Below are 16032 nucleotides of genomic sequence, written 5' to 3' on the forward strand. Positions count from 1 at the left end.
GATGGACGGTAGAGACTGGGGACTTTTTTTGCAGCCTTACGAGCAAGCGGTAGAAGAATTAAAGGTGAAGCTGAAGACGCTTCGCACGGAACTCAAGAACAGGGAAGCTTATTCGCCGATTGAGTTCGTAACCGGCCGGGTGAAGCGGATCTCCAGTATATTGGAGAAGGCGAAGCGGTTGTCGGTGCCGATGGAGAATATCGATACGGGCATTGAAGATATAGCGGGCATCCGCATCATGTGTCAATTCGTCGATGATATTCATCGCGTAGCGTCATTTATTCGGTTGCGCAAAGATTTGAAGCTTGTCTACGAGAAGGATTATATTACGAATTTCAAAGACAGCGGTTATCGAAGCTACCATATGATTATCGAGTACCCGGTTCAAACGGCAATCGGGCTCAAGCAAGTATTGGCTGAAATTCAAATTCGTACGCTGGCTATGAATTTTTGGGCGACGATCGAACACTCGCTCAATTATAAATATAAAGAGAGCTTACCGGATGAGGTGCGCGATCGACTGAAGAAAGCAGCTGAAGCGGCATCGGTGCTGGATACGGAAATGTCGAGCATTCACAAAGAAATTCTTAACGCGCAGCGGGAATTCGAAGAGAAGTCGAATATGGTATCCAGTGTACTTAGCGATATTCAGGAGCTGTATTTCTTCCATCGCGTTCGCGAAGCCGTTCAGTTCCAGCTGCGGTTTAACGAGCTATGGGAGCAGGAAGACGCTTATGGGATCCGGATGCTGTCCGATGAAGTTCGTACAGCGATCAATCGGGCGAAGAAAGGCGGCACGACCTAAGTGGGAACGGATCATGCGTATGATGAGAGGTTCGTTCACTTTGTAGTGCTGTTTAATGTAGATGAAGATTATTTCGAATGCCATGAAGTGATGGAGGAACTGTGGCTCGAGGAGGGCCGCAACGTCCTCTATCAAGGGCTTCTGCAGGCGGCAGTCGGTCTGCACCACTTCCGCAATGACAATTTCTCCGGAGCGGTAAAGCTGTTCACGCAGGCGGAGAACAAGCTTGTCCATTATCCGGACGAGCTGATGGGACTGGACTTAAAGCAGCTTCGGGCTGACATCGGCCAAAGCTTGGCACCGCTTCGAGCGTGGCAGGAGCGAGGGGCTGCGTCCTCTGGTGAGGCGCCGCCTGCTTTTGCTCCTTTCCGCCTTGTTGTGCTCGATGTCCGGCTGCGCGAACTTGCGAAAGCGCTTGCGGAAATTCCGTTTGAAATTCGTCTTCATGGAGAGGATTAACCGATGATTGATGTGCAGGGGTTAACGAAGGTGTACCGCGTTCATGTCAGGAAGCCCGGCTTTGCCGCTTCCCTTCGAAGCTTATGGCATCGCGAATATCGCGAAGTGCGTGCGGTAGACGGTATCGATTTTCATATTCCGGAGGGACAGATTGTTGGATTTCTTGGGCCGAACGGGGCGGGTAAAACAACGACAATGAAGCTGCTAACAGGTCTTCTGCATCCGACTTCGGGACAGATCAAAGTAGGCGGCTTTATTCCGTTTCAGCAACAAAATGCGTTCAAGAAACGCGTGAGCCTCGTAATGGGGCAGAAAAGCCAGCTGATCTGGGACATTCCGGCTTCAGAGACATTTCTGATTCATAAGGAAGTGTATGATATCGCACCGGCCGATTACCGGCAGCGGATTGATTATTTTACGGAAATGCTTGATCTCTCGGCAGTGATTGATAAGCCGGTACGGCAGCTGTCACTGGGGGAAAGAATGAAATGCGAGCTGGTAGCCGCTCTGCTGCACCGGCCCGATCTGGTATTTCTCGACGAGCCGACGATCGGACTCGATGTGAATATGCAGGAAGCGATGCGCAGGTTTATTTCTTCCTATAACCGAGATTATAAAGCGACGATTCTACTGACAAGCCACTATATGGCAGACGTGTCCGCGTTATGCGAGCGGGTGCTGGTCATCAATCATGGCAAGCTCCTCTATGACGGTGCGATTAGCAAGCTCATTGATCGCTTCTCGCCTTACAAGCGGATTGCCTTGGTATTAGGTGACCCGGTTGCGGCTGAAACCGTTGAGGCCGCGGTACGCAGCGGCGGCGGAAGACTTGTATCCTATGCCTATCCGCAGCTCGAAGTGGAAGCGCCGCGCGAGGATGTGACCGGCTTATCGGCGAAGCTGCTCACTTCGCTGCCGGTCGTCGATTTGACGATCGAAGATCCTTCGTTGGAATCGGTCATCGGAATGGCCTATGCGAATGTAGAAGAACCGCAGCAGGAGCAGGCTCGGCTGCCGAAGGAGATTGGGGTATGATGCTTGCGGCAGGGGCATTCTGGCGTAAGTATGCGGTCGTATTCAAAGCGGATTGGGCGATCATGATGGCCTATCGCAGCGAGAGTCTGATCTGGATGTTCGGTGCGTTTGTACAGCCGCTTGTCAGCTTGGCCGTATGGACATCGCTCAGCGGCAGCGGTTCCATTGCCGGGTATCGAGCGTCGGATTATGTGCTCTATTTCTGCGCGGTGCTGGTCGTAGACCGGCTCACGCGTTCGTGGGATGTCTACGAGCTGGATAATGATATCCGGCAGGGCACCTTCTCCGGTAAGCTGCTTCGGCCTTTTCATCCGATTCATTGGAGCATTAACGGAAATCTCGTCTACAAAGTATTTTTCGCCGCGCTGATGATTCCGTCGTGGCTTGTCCTTGCCTTATTCGTTCCTTCCATGCGCACGTCGGTTGGTCTTGGCACGTTTGGTCTGGTGCTGCTCGCTGTTGCGCTTTCGTCGGCGTTGCGGTTTATGATCGGATACATGTTCGGCCTGCTGGCGTTCTGGAGTAATCGGGCGACTGCGATTTATGCCTTATATGAAGGCGTTCATCTGTTTCTATCCGGGCGGATCGCGCCTCTGTCGATGTTTCCGGATTGGGTTACCTATGCGGCGAAGTATTTGCCTTTCTATGTAACGGTTGCGTTCCCTGTCGATTTGCTTACAGGTCGATTGCAGGGAGAGCCGCAGCAAATCATAGTTGGCTTTGCACAGCAGCTGGGGTGGCTCCTCGCATTGCTGCTCTTATTCCGTGTCATGTGGCGGCAAGGACTTAAACGATACGGAGCGTCGGGAGGATGATGCGGACATGAGGCGGGCTTATCGATTGTTTCGGACATTCTTCCATGCGTGCCTGGCAGAAGAATTTGAGTATCGGGCTAACTTCGCGGCAAACTTGGGCTCTACCTTGTTTTCGCTGGCGATGTCGATATTGACGGTCGTATTGTTTTTCTATCGTTCTCCTTCGCTCGGCGGCTGGTCCTTTGATGAGGTGCTTGCCCTTCTTGGCGTATTCAATGCGCTTCATGGTTTCGTGGAGCTGTTTCTGCAGCCGAATATGTCGCGGCTGGTTGCGCATATCCGGCAAGGGACGCTCGATTTCGTCCTGTTGAAACCGGTGGACAGCCAGTTTTTCGTCAGCTTCCGGCATATCGTGCTATGGCGTTTCGCCGATATTGGTTTAGGACTTGGGTTGACCGGTTATGCCGTATGGCGGTTAATGGGACTGCCAAGCTTTGGCGGTGTTGTGATGTTCGGTTTGCTGTTTATGGCATCGCTCGTCATTATCTATGCATTATGGACAGGCATGATGGTGATGTCCTTCTGGGCGGTGAAGGTCGACAATTTGGCGTTCTTGTTCGGTTCGTTATTCGAGACCTCGCGTTATCCGGTAAGCGTCTATAAGGGAGCTCTGCGCCTCGCACTCTTATATGTCTTGCCAATCGGACTCGTGACGACGGTTCCGGCTGAGGCGTTGATCGGCCGCTTCGACGCTTCGCACGCAATTGGCGCGCTGCTGCTGGCTATGCTGTTTCTATTGGCCGCTCGATTGTTATGGAAGCGGGCATTGCGGGCTTATACGAGCGCAAGCAGTTAAAAAGGATAGTCCCCGTTTGCGGTAGTTTGCAGACGGGGGCTGTTTTGTTTGGATGGGGAGAAATAGGGCAGGTGTTGGTCAAGATAGCGGCTTTATTATACAATGGTTGAAGATGAAGGATGTTGGAGGCGTAAAGGGAATGGCGAAACGTATGCGGCTGGATAAGCTGCTGGCAAATATGGGATTTGGAACGCGCAGTGAAATCAGACGAGCCGTGAAGCTGGGAAGAGTGACCGTGGATGGTGCGGTGGTCAAAGATTTTGGTTTGCAGCTGGATCCGGAGGCAGCGGCAGTACGCTTCGATGAAGAGGAAGTAATCTACCGCGAAACGATCTATGTCATGCTGCATAAACCGCAAGGTGTTGTTTCCGCGACGGAGGATACGCGGGACCGCACGGTAATTGACTTATTGGATCCTGAGGATCGGGTGCTGCAGCCGTTTCCGGTCGGCCGGCTGGATAAGGATACGGAGGGATTGCTGCTGCTGACCAACGATGGGAAGCTCGCACATGATCTGTTATCCCCGAAGAAGCATGTTCCGAAGCTGTATGAGGCAATCGTACACGGTGACGTGGATGCGCGCGATCAAGAGGCATTCGCTGCCGGCGTAACACTGGATGACGGTTATGAGACGATGCCGGCAGAGCTTGTCATCGGCGAGAAGGAAACCAAGGAAGACGGCGTATATAGCCGGATCACCCTGACCATTCACGAAGGCAAATTTCATCAGGTCAAGCGGATGTTCGAAGCCGTCGGCAAGAAGGTTATCTATCTTCGCCGCAATGCCATGGGACCGCTGCAGCTCGATCCGGAATTGCCGCTTGGCTCCTATCGTCCGCTCACAGAAGAAGAATTATTGCAGCTGCAATCCGTCCATAAGAAGGCAGATGCATCGGAAGATTAACTGAGACAAAGAGAGGCTGACATCAGGATGGGAAAGATAAACTATGATATTATCGCACTGGATGTTGATGGAACGCTGCTAACGGACAATCATGTACTGACGCCTGCCGTGAGAGAGGCCGTCAGAGAAGCTCACGCGCGAGGCGCGGAAATCGTCTTATGCACAGGCAGGGGGCCGGCTAATGCGCTTCCTGTACTGGATGCACTCGGGTTATCGGGCACGATGATTACTCACAATGGTGCTGCAACCATTGATGCGGCGCAGCGTAAAGTGCTGCACCAATATAGCATTGACGCGTCTGAAGTCGCTCGTTTCCGTGATTACAGCTTGCAAGGCGGCCATCATTTTGACATTAATACCGCATTTGACATGTTGGTGGAAGGGATAAGCCCGGAAGCGGCGGAAATGTACAGGAAGTACGAAGCTAAGCCGGTCATGCGTGATCCGAAGGATCCGTTGCCGGATGGCCTTGTGAAGTTTACGTTGTTCGGCAGCATTGAAGATCTCAATCTCATTGAGGCGGAGTGGAATGGCTGGGAGCATGGGCTGCAGCATATCCGCAGCGGCGACTATTTCATCGATGTACAGCACAAGGAAGCAAGCAAAGGAACGGCGCTGCGTAAGCTGGCCGAAGTGCGAGGTGTCGATCCAAGCCGGGTCATGGCAATCGGCAACTATTTCAACGATGTGGGTATGCTGAAGTTTGCGGGGCTCGGCGTTGCGGTTGCCAACTCACCGGACGGTGTGAAGGAATCGGCGGATGTCGTTACACGTTCAAACGAAGAAGATGGCGTTGCAGCTGCTTTACAAGCGTATGCGTTCGTATAACATGAAAAACCGTCGAAGGGCTTACGTCCCTCGACGGTTTTTGCATATCAGATCGTGGCTATATTCCTACAGGATTAGTACATAAACCCGCGGGATACGATGACCAGCAGTATGAAAAGTACCAGGATCACGCCAGCAGAAGTAAAGCCTCCGTGCATACCGGACATGCAAATTCCTCCCTTAAAGGTAATTTCCGGCGCCAGATTGTGCAACTCGTGGTTGGTTTTCTTGGCACTCGGTATACAGTATTGTATGAAAACTGAGGTACAACGATTGGACAGATGCCCTCGTTCGCTCACAATTGGGCATTTGCCTTAGGGAGAATGTCTTTGGTTTGAGACAGTAGTACCCGAGACAGATGATGGCGTTACAATGCCTATAGACGTTTGCGGAGTGGTCAAGTATGCTAGGAAAACAGGTAATTAGTGGGAATGATTAGTCTTTTAAAAGATGAGGAGTGAACCTACGGATTGAACACGTTACGTACGGAAACGTCAGCCGATCATGGAGCGGTGTGGCAGGTGAATGTGGAAGCCTTCGGCAACCGGGAAGATGAAGCCAAGCTGGTGGAGCGCATTCGGAAGTCGGATTCATTTATCGAGTCTTTATCTCTGGTTGCCGAATCGGAGGGGGGCATAGTCGGCCATGCATTATTCAGTAAAGCGAGCATCGTAGCAGGGGATACGGTCCATGAAGTCATCGTGCTCGCCCCGATTGCGGTTCTTCCCGCGTTTCAGAAGCAAGGTGCAGGCAAACAGTTGATTGAAGAGGGGTTATCGCGCAGCCGCGAGCTTGGATACCTCGGCGTGCTGCTTATTGGGCATCCGGACTATTATCCTCGATTCGGTTTTCGGCAAGCACGTACATTCGGACTTGTACTCAAACAGTTTGAAGTGTCGGATGAAGTATTCATGGCAATAGAATTGACCGATGGTGCATTACTGGCTTTGCAGGGTGGAGAATTGAGATACCCTGATGCTTTCTTTAGCAGCTAGAAGCAATAGAAACGTTCCGGCAATCATGAACGAGGTGACTTCGCAATGGTAACTGTAGAAACGGAAGTACTGATCGACGCACCTATTGAGGTGTGTTTTGACTTAGCCAGAGATATCGATGTGCATACCCGCACCGTATGGCAGCATACGAAGGAGAAAGCAGTCGCCGGGGTAACAAGCGGTCCGATCGGACTAAACGAGACGGTCACCTTCGAAGCTACCCACTTCTTCGTGAGACAGAGGCTGACTTCGAAAATTACGGAATTTCGCGCCCCGTATTTCTTTGTGGACGAGACGCAGCGAGGCGCTTTCAAGTATTTGCGCCATGAACATAGGCTCGAAACGGTAGAAGGCAAGACGCTTATGAAAGATCGATTAACCTTTGCCGCCCCGCTTGGCCCGCTCGGTTGGGCTGTGGAACGGCTTGTATTGAAACGATATATGCGTCGATTCCTTGAGGATCGGAATTTACAAGTGAAACGCATCGCGGAAGAGCGCAAGGAAGGGAATGAAATTGGGTTGTGAGGAGGAGATGCGCGTGAGATTCATAGGTGGATTTGCTGATAACGACGGAGTTCGCATTCATTATTTTGATTCAAACAACCTCGCAGATTCAGACGTAGCTCCCCTTCTTATATGTCCCGGCTTATCGGAAACGGCGGAAGAATATATCGATTTACTCGAATTTCTGCTGCCCAGACGTTGCATAGTCCTCTCGTTCAGAGGCAGGGGGAATAGTGACACGCCGGAACGCGGCTATGATTTGGATGAGCATAGGAGTGATATTGAAGCCGTCATTCGTACGCTCGGACTACAGCAGTTTCATCTGTTCGGTCATTCGAGAGGCGCCTCTTATGCGCTTGGCTGCGCCGCCGCTCCTAACGAACTACATATTCGCTCTCTCCTGTTAGGCGATTATCCGCCGGAGCATCGTCAAATGCCAAGCGGCTGGGCAGATGAATACATCCATGATTATTTGATTCCGTATCAGCGGACCTCGAATATCCGAACAGAGGCCGTGTGGGGCATTCAGCGCGAATCCCGGCTTGTTGCGCTCGATTCTCCGTCTCCGTTGCCGGCACTCATTCTGCGGGGAACACTGGAAGGATCGTTAATTAAGGATTTAGACATGCAGCGATATCGAAACAAGTTCAGGCTTCTGAAAGTGGAGGAATTTCATCGCTCTGGCCATGACCTAATGGGGACGGAGAGAGAGGGTTGTTACGAGGCGATCCGCGCTTTTTTGAATGCTCGGGATTCCGTAAATGTTGTATGAAGGAGAGCTAACGTTTGTAGGAGCATGGGGGCGGTAATATGAACGTTGTAATTGTCATTTTACTCATTTTCATAGTTATCTTATTAATTGAAATAAACAACAAATTGCCGAAACCACCGAGACGTGACGCGGGCAAAGAGGCCTTGAAGCGGGATCTGCGAGCAAGGCGCAAGCAAGAACAAGCGCAAGAGGACGACTAATTCATAGAGGTGATCATGTGGGAACTGCCTATTCATCCATTCTGCCAGAGCATGCCGAGTTTGTTTCGAATCAGAAAATGTTCTTTGTCGGTACGGCCGCTGCTGAAGGTCATGTCAATCTGTCTCCGAAAGGCCATGATGCCTTCCGCATTTTGTCTCCTAATCAAGTGGCTTACCTGGATTTGACCGGAAGCGGGAACGAGACGAGCGCTCATCTGACGGCTACCGGCCGGATTACGTTTATGTTCGTAGCCTTTGAAGGGAAGCCGCTCATTCTAAGGCTGTATGGCACAGGTCGCGTTGTGCTTCCAAGCTCCCCGGAGTGGGAGGAGACAGCGGCGCCGTTCCAATTGTACCCCGGTTACAGGCAAATTATCGTGGCTGATATCGATATTGTGAAAACTTCTTGCGGCTTCAGTATCCCGTATTATTCGTATGAGGGTGAACGCGATTTGCTTCTCAAATGGGCGGCTAACCAAGGAGAAGAGAAGCTGGTGCAATATCGCGCTAACAAGAACAGCACCAGCATGGACGGCTACCTGACACCAATAGGGGCGGAGCTGGCAACAGATGAAGAGTGATAGTAGGAGCATCCCAAGCAGTGATATTCAGCTGCATAAAGAACTCGACTTGGACAATGAAGCTGAGCTCGCGGAACAGTTAAAGCGGATATTGCGGGAAAATGAATCCATCATGCATGATCTTCAGATCGTATCCGGCTTACGGCTTCCGCAATGTTACATTGCAGCGGGTTACATCCGTAATATGGTTTGGGATCATCTGCATGGTTATCCTTACCGGGCGACGCATGATGATATTGATGTCGTTTACTTTGATCCGGAGCATCTCGATGAAGAGAAGGACCGGGAAATAGAGCATCAATTAGTGAGCGGCACCGGAAATGTGAAATGGTCAGTCAAGAATCAAGCCAGAATGCATATTCGTAACGGCAGTTTACCGTATCTCTCAACGGAGGATGCACTCATGCGCTGGCCGGAGACGGTCACTTCAATCGGTGCCCGCCTGGATAACCTCGGTCAATTGGAGCTGTGCTGCCCGAATGGATTATCCGATCTATTCCGGATGCAGGTGAGGCAAAGCCGCTATTTTGAAGATAAAGCCTATTATTTGGAGCGTATTGGGCGGAAAGCTTGGCGCACGCTCTGGCCGAAGTTAATCGTCGTGGAATGAGATATATGGGAAGTAGATGCTCATGGGTATGATTTTCGGTTACAATAAGAATAAGTTTAAAAATATATACATCCAGATAGATACAGGGGTCTTACGAAATGAGCATGGTTATAAAAGGAATGATAATCGGATTATCGATTGCGGCACCGGTGGGACCGATCGGCATTTTGTGCATGAAGAGAACGATTAATCAAGGCCGCCTGTATGGCGCGATTGCCGGTATGGGAGCAGCGACAGCCGATGGCATCTATGGGCTGATTGCTGCTTTCGGATTCGATGCGATTACGAGCGGGTTAGTCGCACAGCAGCTGTGGATTCGATTGATCGGCGGGTTATTCCTCTGTTATTTGGGCTATCAATCCTTCCGATCCAGCGCGGCAGATGCCAGCGCAGAACCGCGAATGAGTCGCAATGCTGCAGCGGCTTATATTACGACCTTCTTGCTGACCATTACAAATCCGATGACGATCTTGTCGTTCCTTGGTATTTTTGCAGGGCTTAACATCATGCAGTCTTCAACCGCGGAGTCGGTATCACTTGTACTCGGAGTGTTTATAGGCTCTATGATATGGTGGTTGTTCTTGAGCGTGATCATCGGAGCTATCAGGCAAACCTTGAATGCCAGCGCCATGCGCGTCATCAATCAAATCTCGGCGTCCGTCTTACTGGCGTTCGGGGTATATTCACTCTATCAGGTATTCTCGTCGTAATATCACGACACCCTATGTAATCAACAAAGCAACATGAAGGATGATGGACCAATGAACAAATTAAATGTCATGCTGCGAACGAAACATCTGACGCTGCGGATGATTGACGAATCCGACATTTCGAAAGCGCATGAATTTGTCATGCGGAACAAAGAAGCGCTTATTCCATGGGAACCGGCCAGAAGCGACGAATATTATACGATGGAGTTTCAGAAACAGCTTGTACAAAGCGATATGCAAAGCATTCACAGCGGGCAAAGCGTAAAGTTCTGGATCTGCAAAAACGATCAGCCGCGAGGGGATCTCATAGGGACGATCACCCTTAACAATATCGTCAGAGGGGCGTTCCAATCCTGTCACCTGGGGTATCGGATGGATATTGCGGAGCGCAGCAAAGGGTATATGCAAGAAGCGTTGGCCCATACGATTGCTTATGCATGGGAAGAGTTGAATTTGCACCGCATCGAGGCGAATATTATGCCGCGAAATACCGCTTCTCTCAGAGCGGTGGAGAAGCTTGGTTTCAAGCAAGAAGGGCTGGCGCGCGATTACCTCCGAATAAACGGAGTATGGGAGGACCATATACATATGGTGCTGCTGAATCCTTATTGGGAAGAGTAATAACGATCGATGGAGCGAGAGAATACATCTTAAGGGCATTCCTGTTGCAGCCAATTTCGTGTTAAAATAGATCACGTGTCTTAGTTTGATAACCAGGAAGCGAAGGTAATGTTGACATGCTCTCACTGATGAAATCAACGCATGAACATATAGCAAGTGAACTTGAGGTACTGAACTCCAATCCGTATTTTAATTTCATTTCCAAAGATAAAGAGCAGCTGAACGAAGAAGACATTGCCGCTGATTTGAAAGATGCGGAGCATGTCGGAGCTGAACGATATATCATCCGCGAGCAAGGGAACGCTGTCGGTATTCTCGAGTTTGTTATGATTAACCCCAATGACTCCTGTCCGTGGATTGGGCTGCTTGTTATTCATGGGGCCTACAAAGGCCGCGGTTACGGAAAAGCTGCGCTGGAACTATACGATACCATAATGCGAGAACGAGGCATAATCTCCCACAGGCTCGGTGTACTGGCTTCGAATGCGGCAGCTCACGCTTTCTGGCAGCGTAATGGCTGTGTACCCGTTAAACCTGCCGTGCTGCCTGATGGTAAAGACATTATGATTTATGAACGAACCGTCGATTTAGATGGATGACAACGAAATTAGAAGACGGGAGCATACATGACATGTACAGAACGGCGACGCTTTGCTTGCTGCTAAGCTTACTTCTTCTGCTTAGCGCCTGTACAGCGAAAGAAAAACCTGATAATGATCAAGGGCCGGTTACCGGGGACCCAATCGACTATCAAGAGACGGGCGCCAATCGCGTCATGAACGCTTATGAAGAATCGATGGTTGAGGCTATCAATAAGAAACGATTCTCTCTGGTGGAAGGACTGCTGGATCCGGCCGGCCCCCTCTACAAGCAGCAAGAAAGCCTGGTTAGACGGCTAAGCGATAAGAATATTAAAGAAAAGCTCATTCGCTATCAAATTATGAACATCCAGAAAATCAACGGTGAATACAAGTTTTATATCATCGAAAAAATAGGCATCTATTATGCGGATGGCCGCTCCTCTATCAATGAGTACAATTGGATCTATACGGTTACCGAGAATACGAGCAATAAGTCGTTCAAGGTTTACAGCATTGAACGTTGGGAATAGAATGAATAAAACATAGGCGGGCAGGTGGCAGCTCCAACGGAGCGGTCTGCCTGCCTTCCTTGCAACTAAATTAGATTCGAATTACGAGGTGCAACTATCATGAGAGAACTAGCGTTTGAGAACTATACGGACCAATATTTGGAACAAGTGCGCGGGACCTACAATTATTTTGTGGAAAATACGACCGTTTCGTTCGATATGTTTCCGTATTCTTCGGAACAGATGAAGCAGTTAATCGAGCCGACGGCCGATATCTATCGTTCCTATATTGTGAAGCTGAATGGGGAATATGCGGGGTATGCACTGCTGACGCAGCATAAGAAGCGCCCGGCGTTTAATGTGACGGCAGATGTAACCATCTATCTGAATCCGGAATTTACCGGTAAAGGAATTGGCCGTGAAGCCATGGAGTTTATTGAAGGTGTTGCGAGGGAATTGAAGTTTCATTCCTTGGTAGCCCTAATTTGCACGGAGAACGACAGCAGTATGGCGTTGTTCAAGAAGCTCGGCTACGAACAAGTTGCATGCTATAAAGAAATTGCGTACAAATTCGACCGCTGGCTTGACTTGGCGTCCTTTCAGAAGCTATTGAGGTAACGCGCATTCGAAAATGACTTGTATGGGCGGGATGCTGCATGAATCGAGGCAATCCAAAAAGCATCGCAAGTAGCTTTGTAATTGCAGCCGTAATTCTGATAGCAGCTGCCGGCTGCACCGACAAGTCGGAACAGCTGGAACAGCAGCTCATTTCTCAGCAGAAGCAGCTAACGGATTTGCAGGCAGCAAGCGACAAGCTCGCCGCCCGGCTGATGGAATCGGAAGGTAAGGTTGCGGCATTAACGGCAGAGAAAGAGCAGCTTACCAAGGAAAGTGAGCAAGCGGCGCTCATTGATAAGGAAATTCCCGGTGATGTCATTGCGTTCTTTTTTAATTATTTACATACGGTTCAATCAAAACCAGAAGCTTCAGCCCCAATATGGGACGACTATTTTGCCGATAATGAGCAAATGAAATGGTTTATCGATACCATCCTTTCACAACCGGAACTCTCGTATGCCAAGCTAACCTATCAAGGAGAAACAACCTATAAGAAGCCTGGTATTTCGAATCAAATTATGCGAGTCTTTGCATATAAGGCGGATGACCAGGTGCATGCCTATGCTCTTTCGAATGTGAATCATACCGGCTGGAAAATTGTCGATGTCGATTAATAGGACGGATTTTATGGCGAAGAAACTGGTCGGCCTTATTACAATACTCTACTTAATGCTGCTTTTATATTGGATGTTTATCGGCTTTGGCCGCTCGGGAACGCAGTGGTCCGGCTACCGCTATAATCTCGTTCCGATGCGGACGATCAGACTGTATTTCGATCATGCGGACAGCTTTACGCCTACCCACTGGCTCGTTAATATCGTAGGCAACGTGGCGGTGTTTGTCCCATTCGGACTTTCAATTCCTTATTTATACCGTATTCGAATCGTACGACTAACGCTGCTTAGCATCGCAGCTTTGTTCATGCTCGAGCTGCTGCAGCTGCTTCTTCACCGAGGCAGCTTCGATATTGATGATATTCTGTTGAACACGGTGGGAGTGCTTGTCGGAGCGGGACTCTACAGCTTGATTCGGAGGCGGGTGAGCTAGCGATGTATAAAGCGATTCTGTTTGATTTGGACCAAACGCTGCTGGACTATAATACAAGCGAGTTCGAGTCGATGCAAAACACGATCATGCATCATCGGCTCATCGAACTTGCCGGCTTTGAAGAAGAACGATTTCGCTCCTTGTATGCACCGATTAATTGGACCTATTGGAGCGAGCGAACGGAGAGAAAGCTTCATATCTCGCAAGTGCTGAACTACTCCTTTCGTGATACACTCGTACAAATGGGGCATGACGATACCCTGTCGATCGATTTAGCAGAGACGTATTGGGAATTCTTCTGTTCCAACTGCCACCTTATGGATGGAACGCAGGATCTGCTCTCCGCGCTGCACGGCCGATATCCGCTTGGCGTCATTTCTAACGGAGTTGGGGAGGCGCAGCGAAGACGGCTTCTTGCGGGAGGTCTGTCGCATTACTTTGATCATCTGTTTATTTCGGATGAAGTAGACTGCCGGAAGCCGGAGCGGCAAATATTCGATCTGGCCATACAAGCGCTTGGCGTGAATCGGCGGCAGGTGCTGTTTGTCGGGGATTCTTTAACCGATGATTACGCTGGCGCGCGGAACGCGGGAATCGATTTCTGCTACTTTAATCCCGAAAGAGGATCAGTTGATCCGACGATCCAACCGACTTTCATCATTCATTCCTTATCTGAGTTGAATGCATTATTAGCGATGAAGAAGAACGAGCAGTAGAGAGAGGAAGAGGACATCCATGAAATTCAGACCTTGTATTGATTTGCATCACGGCAAAGTAAAACAAATTGTCGGAGAAACGCTTGGAGCGGGCAATAAGCAGGTGGTCGAGAACTTTGTATCGGAGTATGATTCGGACTATTACGCATCGATGTTTAAACGCGATAAGCTGACCGGCGGTCATGTCATCATGCTGGGCGGCGGCAACGAGGAAGCGGCTTTATCCGCATTGCGCGCGTATCCCGGCGGGTTGCAGATTGGCGGCGGCATTCACGCTGAGAATGCGGCGCAATACTTGGAAGCAGGAGCTACTCACGTCATCGTAACCTCGTATATATTCCGAGACGGTGAGCTCGATATGAATCATTTGCAGAAGATCGTCTCCGAAGTAGGCAAAGAACGGCTGGTTATCGATTTAAGCTGCAAGAAGCGGGATGACGAATGGTTCGTGGTAACCAATCAATGGAAAACGTTCAGCGAGTTCCGCGTCAATGAAGCGCATCTTCGCGAGCTGGCTCAATATTGCGACGAGTACTTGGTTCATGCCGTGGATGTCGAAGGTAAACGGACCGGTATTTTGGCAGACTTGGCGCAGCAGCTTGCCGACTGGGTGACGATTCCTACGACGTATGCCGGTGGGGCCAGGTCGTTTGAGGATTTGGAACTGTTCCGTTCGTTAACGTCGGGTAAGCTTGATATTACCATTGGCAGTGCGCTCGATATTTTTGGCGGCAATTTGTCTTACGATGAAGTTGTAACCTTCTGCGGGAATCGCTCGTAATAGAGGTATATTCTTACAAATGAGGGAGAGGTGATCAAATGGGTTCGATGGATCCTTTTACAGCGGGAGATCGCATGTTCAGCTTCATGAGCATTGTTTTTCCTCTGATGTTTCTACTTGTGTTTGGTTTGATCATCTACGGCATCATTGCTTCGATTCGTCAGTCGCAGCGCAATAACAAGCAGCCGATCTTAACTGTTCAGGCGAACATCGTGAATAAGCGGACGAATGTGAGAAGCACTACGCATCATCACCACGACAACGATGGGATTCACAACCATTCTTCCCGCACGAGCACGGACTATTACATCACTTTCCAAGTCGAGAGCGGCGATCGCATGGAATTCGAAGTGAGCGGCCAGGAATCCGGCCTGCTGGCTGAAGGCGACTTCGGAAAGCTCACATTTCAAGGTACCCGGTACCTAGGTTTTCAACGATAGGCTAGGCTAGATGTAACGTTTTCAATGAGTAAGTCCGAACCTCGCGGAAGAGGCTCGGGCTTTTTTTGATTTGCGGACCTTACACTAACACTTTCCAAATAAAATCGTCGGAATATCACACAATTCAAACGACGATTAAGAACTTACCAAATATTTAGGTTCTATAATCAGTGTAGCGGTCATTCGAAGGAGGTACGCAATGTTGACTCAAAAGAGCATGCGTATAGGTGAACAGTCATGAAGCTGCTTGATTTCTATAAAGACCTGTTTGATGAAGCTACGAGTCGATTTGAACCTGTTTGGCAAGTCGACGAAGATTATACGCATGGGTTCAGATGGACCAAAGAAAATTACCCGATTCATGAGCAGTTTCGCATAACGGATATGGGGGACGAACCTCCGATTCTCATGTTCTCGGTTGCTTTGCCCGATATGTACGCCGAAACGAATGTGTTTGATGAGGTATATCGCTATCCGACTCACAATGAGATGTCGATCGTGATCATGAACCAGAAAATATGGGTCAATGCCTCGTTATGCACCAGTAAGATGGAGCATTCCATATTGGGTTATGTGCATCGTGCCAGAAGCGAGATCATGAATATATTCGATTGTGCAATATTGACAGTTGACGTTGCTCATATGAAAGATTCCGAGAGATACATGCCATAAATCTTCCATTATAACCAGTAGGAGGTCCAGACG

General features: G+C 49.6%; 24 protein-coding genes. 23 read left to right on the top strand and 1 reads right to left on the bottom strand.

Features of this window, described 5'->3' with window-relative positions; genetic code table 11:
• Nucleotide 1: 1 nt before the first annotated feature.
• The 7 genes from BM412_RS05570 (at nucleotide 2) to BM412_RS05600 (ending at nucleotide 5642) form a co-directional block, all read left to right on the top strand.
• Nucleotides 2-805: a GTP diphosphokinase gene (locus BM412_RS05570; protein ID WP_091215027.1), complete on the top strand. Its 804-nt coding sequence runs from the start codon at nucleotides 2-4 to the stop codon at nucleotides 803-805.
• The gene (locus BM412_RS05575; protein ID WP_091215030.1) at nucleotides 806-1264 is read left to right on the top strand and encodes a DUF309 domain-containing protein; all 459 of its coding nucleotides are present in this window, start codon (nucleotides 806-808) and stop codon (nucleotides 1262-1264) included.
• Nucleotides 1265-1267: 3 nt separating this feature from the next.
• Nucleotides 1268-2299, top strand: a complete 1032-nt coding sequence (locus tag BM412_RS05580; RefSeq protein ID WP_091215031.1) for an ABC transporter ATP-binding protein — start codon at nucleotides 1268-1270, stop codon at nucleotides 2297-2299.
• Nucleotides 2296-3114 carry an ABC transporter permease gene (locus BM412_RS05585; protein WP_091215034.1) on the top strand — a complete coding sequence of 273 codons (819 nt, stop codon included), beginning with the start codon at nucleotides 2296-2298 and terminating at the stop codon, nucleotides 3112-3114. Before BM412_RS05580 ends, BM412_RS05585 begins: the two co-directional genes overlap by 4 nt.
• 7 nt (nucleotides 3115-3121) lie before the next feature.
• Nucleotides 3122-3910, top strand: a complete 789-nt coding sequence (locus BM412_RS05590; RefSeq protein ID WP_091215035.1) for an ABC transporter permease — start codon at nucleotides 3122-3124, stop codon at nucleotides 3908-3910.
• A gap of 139 nt (nucleotides 3911-4049) precedes the next feature.
• Nucleotides 4050-4814: a pseudouridine synthase gene (locus tag BM412_RS05595; RefSeq protein ID WP_091215037.1), complete on the top strand. Its 765-nt coding sequence runs from the start codon at nucleotides 4050-4052 to the stop codon at nucleotides 4812-4814.
• A 27-nt stretch (nucleotides 4815-4841) separates the two neighbouring features.
• The gene (locus BM412_RS05600; RefSeq protein WP_091215038.1) at nucleotides 4842-5642 is read left to right on the top strand and encodes a Cof-type HAD-IIB family hydrolase; all 801 of its coding nucleotides are present in this window, start codon (nucleotides 4842-4844) and stop codon (nucleotides 5640-5642) included.
• 74 nt (nucleotides 5643-5716) lie between these two features.
• Here BM412_RS05600 and BM412_RS05605 read toward each other — a convergent pair whose 3' ends face one another.
• Nucleotides 5717-5809, bottom strand: a complete 93-nt coding sequence (locus tag BM412_RS05605) for a sporulation protein YjcZ (protein ID WP_090977881.1) — start codon at nucleotides 5807-5809, stop codon at nucleotides 5717-5719.
• Nucleotides 5810-6112: 303 nt separating this feature from the next.
• On the opposite strand from BM412_RS05605, the gene BM412_RS05610 reads away from it, so the two are divergent.
• From BM412_RS05610 to BM412_RS05685, 16 genes are all read left to right on the top strand, one after another.
• Nucleotides 6113-6637, top strand: coding sequence for a GNAT family N-acetyltransferase (locus BM412_RS05610; protein ID WP_091215040.1), 525 nt, complete (start codon nucleotides 6113-6115; stop codon nucleotides 6635-6637).
• A 45-nt stretch (nucleotides 6638-6682) separates the two neighbouring features.
• The gene (locus BM412_RS05615; RefSeq protein ID WP_091215041.1) at nucleotides 6683-7162 is read left to right on the top strand and encodes an SRPBCC family protein; all 480 of its coding nucleotides are present in this window, start codon (nucleotides 6683-6685) and stop codon (nucleotides 7160-7162) included.
• 13 nt (nucleotides 7163-7175) lie between these two features.
• Nucleotides 7176-7913: an alpha/beta fold hydrolase gene (locus BM412_RS05620; protein WP_177245670.1), complete on the top strand. Its 738-nt coding sequence runs from the start codon at nucleotides 7176-7178 to the stop codon at nucleotides 7911-7913.
• 217 nt (nucleotides 7914-8130) lie between these two features.
• Nucleotides 8131-8694 carry a pyridoxamine 5'-phosphate oxidase family protein gene (locus tag BM412_RS05625; RefSeq protein ID WP_091215044.1) on the top strand — a complete coding sequence of 188 codons (564 nt, stop codon included), beginning with the start codon at nucleotides 8131-8133 and terminating at the stop codon, nucleotides 8692-8694.
• Nucleotides 8684-9304 (top strand): nucleotidyltransferase family protein, encoded by a 621-nt coding sequence (locus BM412_RS05630; protein WP_091215046.1) that lies wholly within the window; start codon nucleotides 8684-8686, stop codon nucleotides 9302-9304. Before BM412_RS05625 ends, BM412_RS05630 begins: the two co-directional genes overlap by 11 nt.
• A 98-nt stretch (nucleotides 9305-9402) precedes the next feature.
• The gene (locus BM412_RS05635) at nucleotides 9403-10014 is read left to right on the top strand and encodes a LysE family translocator (protein WP_091215047.1); all 612 of its coding nucleotides are present in this window, start codon (nucleotides 9403-9405) and stop codon (nucleotides 10012-10014) included.
• A 51-nt stretch (nucleotides 10015-10065) separates the two neighbouring features.
• Nucleotides 10066-10635: a GNAT family N-acetyltransferase gene (locus BM412_RS05640; protein WP_177245671.1), complete on the top strand. Its 570-nt coding sequence runs from the start codon at nucleotides 10066-10068 to the stop codon at nucleotides 10633-10635.
• Nucleotides 10636-10763: 128 nt separating this feature from the next.
• Nucleotides 10764-11234 (top strand): GNAT family N-acetyltransferase, encoded by a 471-nt coding sequence (locus BM412_RS05645; RefSeq protein WP_177245672.1) that lies wholly within the window; start codon nucleotides 10764-10766, stop codon nucleotides 11232-11234.
• Nucleotides 11235-11266: 32 nt separating this feature from the next.
• On the top strand, nucleotides 11267-11746 hold the full coding sequence (locus BM412_RS05650; protein ID WP_091215050.1) for a TcaA NTF2-like domain-containing protein: 480 nt from the start codon (nucleotides 11267-11269) through the stop codon (nucleotides 11744-11746).
• Nucleotides 11747-11845: 99 nt separating this feature from the next.
• A complete protein-coding gene (locus tag BM412_RS05655; protein WP_091215052.1) occupies nucleotides 11846-12343 on the top strand; it encodes a GNAT family N-acetyltransferase in 498 nt (165 codons plus the stop codon).
• 38 nt (nucleotides 12344-12381) lie between these two features.
• A complete protein-coding gene (locus BM412_RS05660) occupies nucleotides 12382-12957 on the top strand; it encodes a hypothetical protein (RefSeq protein WP_091215053.1) in 576 nt (191 codons plus the stop codon).
• A gap of 13 nt (nucleotides 12958-12970) precedes the next feature.
• Entirely contained in the window at nucleotides 12971-13390 is a 420-nt protein-coding gene (locus BM412_RS05665; protein ID WP_177245673.1) for a VanZ family protein, read from the top strand.
• 2 nt (nucleotides 13391-13392) lie between these two features.
• The gene (locus tag BM412_RS05670) at nucleotides 13393-14106 is read left to right on the top strand and encodes a YjjG family noncanonical pyrimidine nucleotidase (protein ID WP_091215056.1); all 714 of its coding nucleotides are present in this window, start codon (nucleotides 13393-13395) and stop codon (nucleotides 14104-14106) included.
• Between the two features lie 19 nt (nucleotides 14107-14125).
• The gene (hisA, locus tag BM412_RS05675; protein WP_091215059.1) at nucleotides 14126-14887 is read left to right on the top strand and encodes a phosphoribosylformimino-5-aminoimidazole carboxamide ribotide isomerase; all 762 of its coding nucleotides are present in this window, start codon (nucleotides 14126-14128) and stop codon (nucleotides 14885-14887) included.
• Between the two features lie 38 nt (nucleotides 14888-14925).
• Nucleotides 14926-15327: a DUF2500 domain-containing protein gene (locus BM412_RS05680; RefSeq protein ID WP_091215060.1), complete on the top strand. Its 402-nt coding sequence runs from the start codon at nucleotides 14926-14928 to the stop codon at nucleotides 15325-15327.
• Nucleotides 15328-15564: 237 nt separating this feature from the next.
• Nucleotides 15565-15999, top strand: a complete 435-nt coding sequence (locus BM412_RS05685) for a hypothetical protein (protein ID WP_091215062.1) — start codon at nucleotides 15565-15567, stop codon at nucleotides 15997-15999.
• Nucleotides 16000-16032: the final 33 nt, after the last annotated feature.

Origin of the sequence: Paenibacillus sp. BC26 (assembly GCF_900116125.1) — a bacterium.
GTDB lineage: Bacteria > Bacillota > Bacilli > Paenibacillales > Paenibacillaceae > Paenibacillus_Z > Paenibacillus_Z lignilyticus.

Bases quoted from the DNA above. Each gene is read 5' to 3' on its own strand.
- BM412_RS05570 (WP_091215027.1), top strand. From the start codon at position 2: ATGGACGGTAGAGACTGGGGACTTTTTTTGCAGCCTTACGAGCAAGCG.
- BM412_RS05580 (WP_091215031.1), top strand. From the start codon at position 1,268: ATGATTGATGTGCAGGGGTTAACGAAGGTGTACCGCGTTCATGTCAGG.
- BM412_RS05585 (WP_091215034.1), top strand. From the start codon at position 2,296: ATGATGCTTGCGGCAGGGGCATTCTGGCGTAAGTATGCGGTCGTATTC.
- BM412_RS05590 (WP_091215035.1), top strand. From the start codon at position 3,122: ATGAGGCGGGCTTATCGATTGTTTCGGACATTCTTCCATGCGTGCCTG.
- BM412_RS05595 (WP_091215037.1), top strand. From the start codon at position 4,050: ATGGCGAAACGTATGCGGCTGGATAAGCTGCTGGCAAATATGGGATTT.
- BM412_RS05600 (WP_091215038.1), top strand. From the start codon at position 4,842: ATGGGAAAGATAAACTATGATATTATCGCACTGGATGTTGATGGAACG.
- BM412_RS05605 (WP_090977881.1), bottom strand. From the start codon at position 5,809: ATGTCCGGTATGCACGGAGGCTTTACTTCTGCTGGCGTGATCCTGGTA.
- BM412_RS05615 (WP_091215041.1), top strand. From the start codon at position 6,683: ATGGTAACTGTAGAAACGGAAGTACTGATCGACGCACCTATTGAGGTG.
- BM412_RS05630 (WP_091215046.1), top strand. From the start codon at position 8,684: ATGAAGAGTGATAGTAGGAGCATCCCAAGCAGTGATATTCAGCTGCAT.
- BM412_RS05635 (WP_091215047.1), top strand. From the start codon at position 9,403: ATGAGCATGGTTATAAAAGGAATGATAATCGGATTATCGATTGCGGCA.
- BM412_RS05640 (WP_177245671.1), top strand. From the start codon at position 10,066: ATGAACAAATTAAATGTCATGCTGCGAACGAAACATCTGACGCTGCGG.
- BM412_RS05645 (WP_177245672.1), top strand. From the start codon at position 10,764: ATGAAATCAACGCATGAACATATAGCAAGTGAACTTGAGGTACTGAAC.
- BM412_RS05650 (WP_091215050.1), top strand. From the start codon at position 11,267: ATGTACAGAACGGCGACGCTTTGCTTGCTGCTAAGCTTACTTCTTCTG.
- BM412_RS05655 (WP_091215052.1), top strand. From the start codon at position 11,846: ATGAGAGAACTAGCGTTTGAGAACTATACGGACCAATATTTGGAACAA.
- BM412_RS05660 (WP_091215053.1), top strand. From the start codon at position 12,382: ATGAATCGAGGCAATCCAAAAAGCATCGCAAGTAGCTTTGTAATTGCA.
- BM412_RS05665 (WP_177245673.1), top strand. From the start codon at position 12,971: ATGGCGAAGAAACTGGTCGGCCTTATTACAATACTCTACTTAATGCTG.
- BM412_RS05670 (WP_091215056.1), top strand. From the start codon at position 13,393: ATGTATAAAGCGATTCTGTTTGATTTGGACCAAACGCTGCTGGACTAT.
- hisA (WP_091215059.1), top strand. From the start codon at position 14,126: ATGAAATTCAGACCTTGTATTGATTTGCATCACGGCAAAGTAAAACAA.
- BM412_RS05680 (WP_091215060.1), top strand. From the start codon at position 14,926: ATGGGTTCGATGGATCCTTTTACAGCGGGAGATCGCATGTTCAGCTTC.
- BM412_RS05685 (WP_091215062.1), top strand. From the start codon at position 15,565: ATGAAGCTGCTTGATTTCTATAAAGACCTGTTTGATGAAGCTACGAGT.